This window comes from Planktotalea arctica, from assembly GCF_002105285.1.
Taxonomy (GTDB): domain Bacteria; phylum Pseudomonadota; class Alphaproteobacteria; order Rhodobacterales; family Rhodobacteraceae; genus Planktotalea; species Planktotalea arctica.
This window is the reverse complement of sequence record NZ_MUHR01000011.1, coordinates 369,615-376,831: the sequence shown is the minus strand read 5'-3', so window position 1 is coordinate 376,831 and position 7,217 is coordinate 369,615. Positions and strand designations below refer to the sequence as shown.

General features: G+C 57.2%; 6 protein-coding genes. 1 reads left to right on the top strand and 5 read right to left on the bottom strand.

The window, feature by feature from the left end; all coding sequences use genetic code 11:
• Positions 1-164: 164 nt before the first annotated feature.
• From B9P63_RS12420 to B9P63_RS12400, 5 genes are all read right to left on the bottom strand, one after another.
• Entirely contained in the window at positions 165-920 is a 756-nt protein-coding gene (locus tag B9P63_RS12420) for an ABC transporter ATP-binding protein (protein ID WP_085309186.1), read from the bottom strand.
• A 69-nt stretch (positions 921-989) separates the two neighbouring features.
• The gene (locus B9P63_RS12415; RefSeq protein ID WP_085309184.1) at positions 990-1,745 is read right to left on the bottom strand and encodes an ABC transporter ATP-binding protein; all 756 of its coding nucleotides are present in this window, start codon (positions 1,743-1,745) and stop codon (positions 990-992) included.
• A gap of 11 nt (positions 1,746-1,756) precedes the next feature.
• Positions 1,757-2,971, bottom strand: coding sequence for a branched-chain amino acid ABC transporter permease (locus B9P63_RS12410; protein WP_085309182.1), 1,215 nt, complete (start codon positions 2,969-2,971; stop codon positions 1,757-1,759).
• A gap of 4 nt (positions 2,972-2,975) precedes the next feature.
• A complete protein-coding gene (locus B9P63_RS12405; RefSeq protein ID WP_085309180.1) occupies positions 2,976-4,007 on the bottom strand; it encodes a branched-chain amino acid ABC transporter permease in 1,032 nt (343 codons plus the stop codon).
• A 131-nt stretch (positions 4,008-4,138) separates the two neighbouring features.
• Positions 4,139-5,485, bottom strand: a complete 1,347-nt coding sequence (locus B9P63_RS12400) for a substrate-binding protein (protein ID WP_085309277.1) — start codon at positions 5,483-5,485, stop codon at positions 4,139-4,141.
• Positions 5,486-5,709: 224 nt separating this feature from the next.
• Between B9P63_RS12400 and B9P63_RS12395 the strand changes: the two genes are divergently transcribed.
• On the top strand, positions 5,710-7,092 hold the full coding sequence (locus B9P63_RS12395) for a short-chain fatty acyl-CoA regulator family protein (protein ID WP_085309178.1): 1,383 nt from the start codon (positions 5,710-5,712) through the stop codon (positions 7,090-7,092).
• The last annotated feature ends 125 nt before the right edge of the window (positions 7,093-7,217 follow it).

Sequence of the window (7,217 nt, the reverse complement as noted above, 5' to 3'; positions counted from 1 at the left end):
CCTGAGGGGGGGTAGGTTTTTGACATGGGATCGTCTCCATAGATTATATACGGCGGGGGGCTGCGATGGGCCTGCGCTCACGCGGCTTTCATGCGTTGAGACAGCCACAGGCAAAGCGAAATGAAAAGGCCCGAAACGCGTCTAGCGGCCCGGGCCTGTCTTGATCAAATCGCGAGGTATTCCGAGCGAAGTTCTTCGTTTTCAAGCACTTCCGAAGCGAGCCCGTCAAAGACGATCCCCCCTGTGTCAAGGATCACCGCGCGGTCTGCAAGTTCCAGTGCGCGCACTGCGTTCTGCTCGACGATGACGGTGGTCATGCCCTGTTCCTTGATATGGACCAGCGTCTTTTCGATCTCGTCCACGATCACCGGCGCCAGGCCCTCGTAGGGTTCATCCAATAGCAAGACCTTGATATCGCGCGCAAGGGCGCGGGCGATGGCTAGCATCTGCTGCTCTCCGCCCGATAGGGTTGTGCCTTCCTGGTTTTTGCGCTCGCCCAGTCGGGGAAACAGATCGTAGAGGCGTTCAATCGACCAGCCGATTGGCGGCGCAATCTGTGCAAGTTTCAGGTTTTCTTCTACCGTGAGGCCTTGAATGATCCGGCGATCTTCCGGCACGAGGCCAAGGCCCGCCTGGCTTGCCTCATAGCTTTTCATCTTGTGCAGTGGCGTGTGATCGAGCCAGATTTCGCCGTGCGAGACCTGCGGATCATCAAGCCGCGCAATGGCGCGCAGCGTCGTGGTTTTGCCCGCACCGTTGCGGCCCAGAAGGGCAAGAATTTCGCCCTCATGCACGTTAAAGCTGATGCCTTGCACGATATAGCTCTCGCCATAGTAGGCGTGCATATCCCAGACGGAAAGGAAAGCAGGGGCCGTCGTGGCGGCGTTTGCGTTCTTGGAAAAATCCGGTTTGACGTTCATAATATTTCCTTTCGCTCCCTCAATCTGAAAACCGGTGACCCGTTTTCAGATTGAGGGACGCATGTTTCGTTATGCGCTCTCGCCGAGATATGCTTCGCGTACCTTGGGGTGGCCTTTGATGTTGTCAGGCGTGTCTTCGACCAAGGGCGTTCCTTGTGCCAGCACGGTGATCCGCTGGGCGAGAGAGAACACCACGTGCATATCATGCTCGATGATTGCGATGGTGATGTCGCGCTCGTCGCTGATCTGCTTGAGCAGATCAATCGTGTTGTTGGTGTCCGCACGCGCCATGCCTGCCGTCGGCTCATCGAGCAAAAGCAGGCGGGGTTCCTGAGACAGGCACATGCCGATCTCGAGACGGCGCTTGTCGCCCCGGCTCATCGAAGCTGCATTCATATGGCGTTTGTCAGCCATATTCATGTCCACCAGCATCGCCTCCGCCTTTTCGATCACATCGGTCTGTTTCATGACCGAACCGATCGCGTTCATTTCGAACGACCCGTCGCGCTTCGCGAAGCAGGGGATAAGCATGTTCTCCATCACGGTGAGATCACCGAAAATTTCCGGTGTCTGGAACACGCGGCTGATGCCCATCTGGTTGATCTCATGGGGGCTACGCCCCAGCACAGATTTGCCGTCGAACATGACGGAGCCCGTGTCGGGGATAAGCTTGCCCACAAGGCAGTTGAGCAGGGTTGATTTACCGGCCCCATTGGGGCCGATGATGGCATGTACCGAATTCTCAGCAATCGAGAGATTTACATCCCCCAAGGCCTGCAATCCGCCGAAGCGCTTATTAACGCCTTTTACGTCAAGAATACCCATTGTCCGTACTCCTATTCCGCAGGTGTGGTTGAGTTGGCGGCATCTGCGCCGCCATCGGTGTCTTTGGCCTTTTTACGCCCAAACAGTTTGGCAATGCGCTGTCCACCCTCGACAAGGCCACCGGGCAGGAAGATCACGACCAGCATGAACAAGATACCAAGCGTCAGGTGCCAGCCTTTACCAATGAACGGGTAGACCAGTGTGACCAGCAGGTTCTCTAGCCCGTCAGGCAGGAAGGCGAACCAGGTGTGAAGGATATCTGAGTTGATCTTGGACAGGATGTTTTCCATGTATTTGATCATTCCCGCGCCAAGCACCGGCCCGATCAGCGTTCCGACACCGCCAAGGATCGTCATCAGAACCACTTCGCCAGAGGCTGTCCAGAACATCCGCTCGGCACCCGCAAGCGGGTCCATAGAGGCCATAAGCCCCCCTGCGAGGCCTGCATACATGCCGGAAATCACGAAAGCGGCAAGCGTGTAGGGACGTGGGTTCAGGCCTGTGTAGTTCAGGCGTTGCTGGTTCGATTTGATTGCCCGCAGCATCATGCCGAAGGGCGAGCGGAAGATACGGATTGCAAGGTAGAAGGAGGCCAGCATCACAAAGGCAGAGAAGTAGTAGCCGATGTTGAAGGTGAACACCCACGCGCCAAGCACCAATTCGGCACTGTCACGCATTTCGAGGCCGAACAGGCCGGGCACCGGGATGTTGCCCGCTGCATGGGCTGCACCGTCAAGTATGCGTGGATCGTCCAGCGCCAGTTGCAGACCGGTTTCGCCGCCCGTGATAGGCGTCAGAACCGAGTAGGCGAGGGCGAAAGACATCTGCGCAAAGGCCAGCGTCAGGATGGAGAAATAAATCCCCGAGCGGCGCAGGCTGACGTAGCCGATGATCAGCGCGAAGATACCAGCCGTCACAACCGCAAGGGCGATGGCGGGCAGCACGTTCATGCTGAGCAGCTTGAACATCCAGACCGCAGAGTAGGACCCGACACCCAGAAAGGCTGCGTGACCAAAGCTGAGATAGCCAGTCAGGCCGAACAAGATGTTGAAACCGATGGCGAAGATGCCAAAGATTACAAAGCGTTGCATCAAATCGGGATAGCCCGCGTTAAACTGCGCCCAGCCGGATCCTTCGGGGAAGGGGTTCAGGATGAAGGGGGCAAACATGGTCAGCGCCAACACTAGAAGCAACAGGCGCGCGTCTTTTTTCTCAAGTCCGAACATGGGCTTATTCCTCCATCACGCCTTTGCGACCCATAAGGCCACGCGGACGCGTCAATAGAATGATGATGGCAACAAGGTAGATGATCACCTGATTGATACCGGGGATGATCTCGATCACTTGACGCATGGATGCAAAGCTCTCCAGAATGCCGAGCAAGAAACCCGCCAGAACAGCGCCGGGCAGCGATCCCATGCCGCCCACGACGACCACGACAAAGCTAAGCACCAAGAAATCCATTCCCATGTGATAATTGGGTGAGTTGATCGGGGTGTACATGACACCGGCCAATCCCGCGACGGCCGCAGCCAATCCGAACATGATGGTGAAACGCTTGTCGATATTGATGCCTAAAAGGCCGACGGTTTCGCGATCTGCCATGCCTGCGCGTACAACCATTCCGAAGGTGGTGAACTGCAAAAAGGCAAAGACGGCGCCGATGATGATGGCGGCAAAGGCGAAATAAACGAGGCGCCAGTAGGGGTAGATGATCGTATTTGGATCAAAGCCCAGCATGGCACCGAAATCGAACGAGCCTGTAAAGGCTTCGGGCGCGGGTGTCGGGATCGGGTTGGCACCGTAGTAATATTTGATGATTTCCTGAAGCACGATCGCAAGGCCGAAGGTCACAAGGATCTGGTCCGCATGCGGGCGCTTGTAGAAATGCTTGATCAATCCGCGCTCCATGATGACGCCGATAAGGATCATGACCGGAATGGCAAAGATGATGGACAGCGGCACCGCCCAGTCGATCAAGGCGTCTCCGGTTTCGACCCCGAACCAGCCGTGCACGTAGGGCACTTCGACTTTCATCGGATTTCCGAGAAAGTCGGTGCGGGTCTCGTCAATCACTGTGTGGCTGACCGAAATGATACGGCTGAGCGTGACCGCGCAGAATGCGCCGATCATGAACAAAGCGCCATGCGCAAAGTTCACGACGCCAAGCGTGCCGAAAATGAGAGTAAGCCCAAGCGCGATAAGCGCATAGGCCGAGCCTTTATCAAGCCCGTTGAGAATCTGGAGAATAATGGCGTCCATTGCCCCTGCCTTTCGGTCACAGATCGGGCCGAACGGGCAATGATGCCGTCAGCGCCGGGGAGAGAGGGATTTCGTATGAAAGTGGGTGTAGCGGGGCGGAATCTAGCGGATCCCGCCCCAACCAACCGCGCTTATGCGCCGTTGTTACATGTGCCCAAAGCACCGCCCGCGAACTGGGGGTGATCGGGTGCATATGTGACCTGCGCCGCAGGTGTGACTTCGACGATTTCCAGAAGGTCGAACTCGTTGTCCGGGTTCTCTTTACCCTTCACAACCAGAACGTCTTTGAAGCACTGGTGATCTTCGGCGCGGTACAGCGTCTTGCCGTTGCCCAGACCGTCGAACTCGAAACCTTCAAGCGCTTCGACAACCGCGCAAGGCGCGAAGGAGCCTGCACGCTCGACAGCATCTGCATAAAGCAGTGTCTGAACGTAGCATGTGTGCGCCGCCTGAGAGGGTGGGAAGCCGTACTTGGTGCCGAACGACTTAACGAATGCTTTGGAGCCTTCGTCCGTCAGGGACCAGTGCCAGTTTGTCGAACCGAAGATGCCCTTCACGTTCGCGCCAGCACCCTTCGCCATCAAGCGAGAGTAGAGCGGAACGATGATTTCGAAGTTCTTGTCATTGACCAGCTTGTCGCGCAGGCCGAACTGAACAGCATTGGTCAACGAGTTAACCATGTTTCCGCCGTAGTGGTTCAGAACCAGAACGTCGGCACCAGACTGAAGAACCGGCGCGATATAGGACGAGAAGTCAGTCTGCGTCAGAGGTGTCTTAACCGCTGCAACAGTTTCCCAGCCCATCGCTTCTGTGGAAGATTTAACAGCTTCCTCAGTCGTGTAGCCCCAGTTGTAATCCGCTGTCAGGTGGTATGCCTTACGGTCCGTACCGTAGTTTGCCGCCAGAACAGGGGCAAGCGCCGCACCGGACATGTACGAGTTGAAGAAGTGACGGAAACCGTTGGCCCGCTTGTCTTTACCCGTTGTGTCGTTGGAGTGCGTCAGACCAGCCATGAAGATAATGCCGGCTTCCTGGCAAAGCGCCTGAACCGCAACGGCAACACCGGAGGACGAGCCACCTGTGATCATCACCGCGCCGTCTTTTTCGATCATCGACTTGGCAGATGCGCGCGCCGCGTCGGATTTGGTCTGCGTGTCGCCTGTGACATACTCGACTTTACGGCCAAGGATACCGTTGCCCTTGAGCGCGTCAGAGCTGAACGTGCCCATCATGCCGCCGTCGCCGCCACCGTTCAGGTGCTCGACCGCAAGCTCGTATGCGCGCAGTTCGTCTGCGCCCTCATCGGCGTAGGGGCCGGACTGGGGTACGTTAAAGCCAAGCGTGACTGTCGAATCGCCCGGTGCGTTGGTGAAACCGCTGTGATTTGCGGCAGACAGATACGTCGGCAATGCCAGACCTGCGCCAGCGACGGCGCTTGTCTTGAGCAGACCGCGACGTGTGAAGTTACCTGTGGACATGAAAATCCTCCCAATTTCGTAAAATGCGAGGGCAGGCTCCTCTTCCCACCGTTCGCGATATGCACAAAAGTGCTGCATCTTTATGGGGGTGAGATAGAAAGTTTCGCAACAAATGCTTTTAACGAAACAATTATTTTGTCAATGAATGCACAATGGGCTAATATATCTTGTAAATTTATTTTTCTGCACTGCGGAAAGCACTTGATAGCGTAGGGGAAAATCCAATGGGCCGCGACACTTTGACAGGCAGCCGCATTCGCGAGCGGCGGATCATTTTGGGTTTGAAGCAGGCAGAACTCGCGCGGCGGGCCAATGTTTCGGCCTCCTACCTTAATCTGATCGAGCACAACAGGCGTAGAATCGGCGGAAAACTGCTGTTGGATCTGGCTGCGATCCTTGATGTCGAGCCGGCAGTCCTGAACGAGGGGGCAGAGGCGGCATTGCTGGCCGCTTTGCGCGAAGCCGCAGCAATCCAGCCCGAAACGAGCGCCGAAATCGAGCGGGTCGAAGAATTTGCTGGCCGCTTTCCCGGCTGGGCGAGAATGATCCAGAGCCTGTCGCAACGGCAAACCTCGCTCGAGCAAACGGTGGTGTCGCTGACCGATCGCATGACGCATGACCCACAGCTTGCCGAAGCCTTGCACGACGTTTTGGGGGCGGTCACGGCCATTCGCGCCACTTCGTCGATCCTTGTGGAAACAGAGCAACTGGAACCCGAATGGCGCGACCGCTTTCATCGCAACATCGACGAGGACGCAAAACGCCTGACCGAGGGCTCTCAGGCGTTGGTTTCTTATCTGAACGGTGAAGCGTCCGACTCGGGGCATGTGACCACGCCGCAGGATGAAATCGAAGCCTTCTTTGCGTATCACAATTATTACTTCCCGCAACTCGAGGCCTTGAGAACAGACGAAGAGGCTAAAACAGGTGTCACGGATTTGATCGACGCGGCGTCCGGGCTGTTGGTGTCCGGCTCTGCGCGTGTGCAGGTCTATGCGCTGTTGGCGCGTTATTGGCGCGATGCGAGCGCGCTGGAGCTTTCGAGCATCCTGCAAGATATTTCGCAAATGGGCCTCGAACCGGCCCTGATTGCTGCGCATCGCGACGTTGATCTGGATTGCGTGATGCGGCGCATCGCCTGCCTGCCCGCAGATATGCTTGCGCCGTATGTTCGCAATCCGCGCTACGACATTGCCAATGGCGGCGTCGGGCTGGCGGTCTGCGATGGCTCCGGAACGTTGACGTTTCGCAAGCCGCTACAGGGTTTCGCCTTGCCGAGGTTTGGTGCAGCCTGTCCGCTTTGGACGCTGTATCAGGCGCTGTCGCGGCCTCTGACGGCGCTACGCGAGGTGGTTGTCCAAAGTGGACGCGATGCGCTGCATTTTGAAACGATGGCATGCGCTGCACCAACCTCTCGGCCAAGTTTCGGAGCCGTGCCCTTGCTTGAGGCGCATATGTTGATCGTGCCGCTTTCTAACGCCGGCGCGCGCCGCGAAGACAGCCGCTCGCAGCCAGAGCCGCGTCTGATTGGGGTAAGTTGCAGGATTTGTCCGCGCGATGCCTGCGCTGGACGGCGCGAGCCCTCGATTTTGATTGGCGGCGTTTAACGCTGAGCAGGCCGCGCGCATGCGTTGTTTTATTTGCAATGGGGCGCTGCATCAATAAGGTAGGGGGAAGCGGCGCGGCAGTGTCCTAGTCAGACACTGAAACAGCGCGGCATCAGCCATGATCC

Bases quoted from the DNA above. Each gene is read 5' to 3' on its own strand.
- B9P63_RS12420 (WP_085309186.1), bottom strand. From the start codon at position 920: ATGAACGTCAAACCGGATTTTTCCAAGAACGCAAACGCCGCCACGACG.
- B9P63_RS12410 (WP_085309182.1), bottom strand. From the start codon at position 2,971: ATGTTCGGACTTGAGAAAAAAGACGCGCGCCTGTTGCTTCTAGTGTTG.
- B9P63_RS12405 (WP_085309180.1), bottom strand. From the start codon at position 4,007: ATGGACGCCATTATTCTCCAGATTCTCAACGGGCTTGATAAAGGCTCG.
- B9P63_RS12395 (WP_085309178.1), top strand. From the start codon at position 5,710: ATGGGCCGCGACACTTTGACAGGCAGCCGCATTCGCGAGCGGCGGATC.
- B9P63_RS12400 (WP_085309277.1), bottom strand. From the start codon at position 5,485: ATGTCCACAGGTAACTTCACACGTCGCGGTCTGCTCAAGACAAGCGCC.
- B9P63_RS12415 (WP_085309184.1), bottom strand. From the start codon at position 1,745: ATGGGTATTCTTGACGTAAAAGGCGTTAATAAGCGCTTCGGCGGATTG.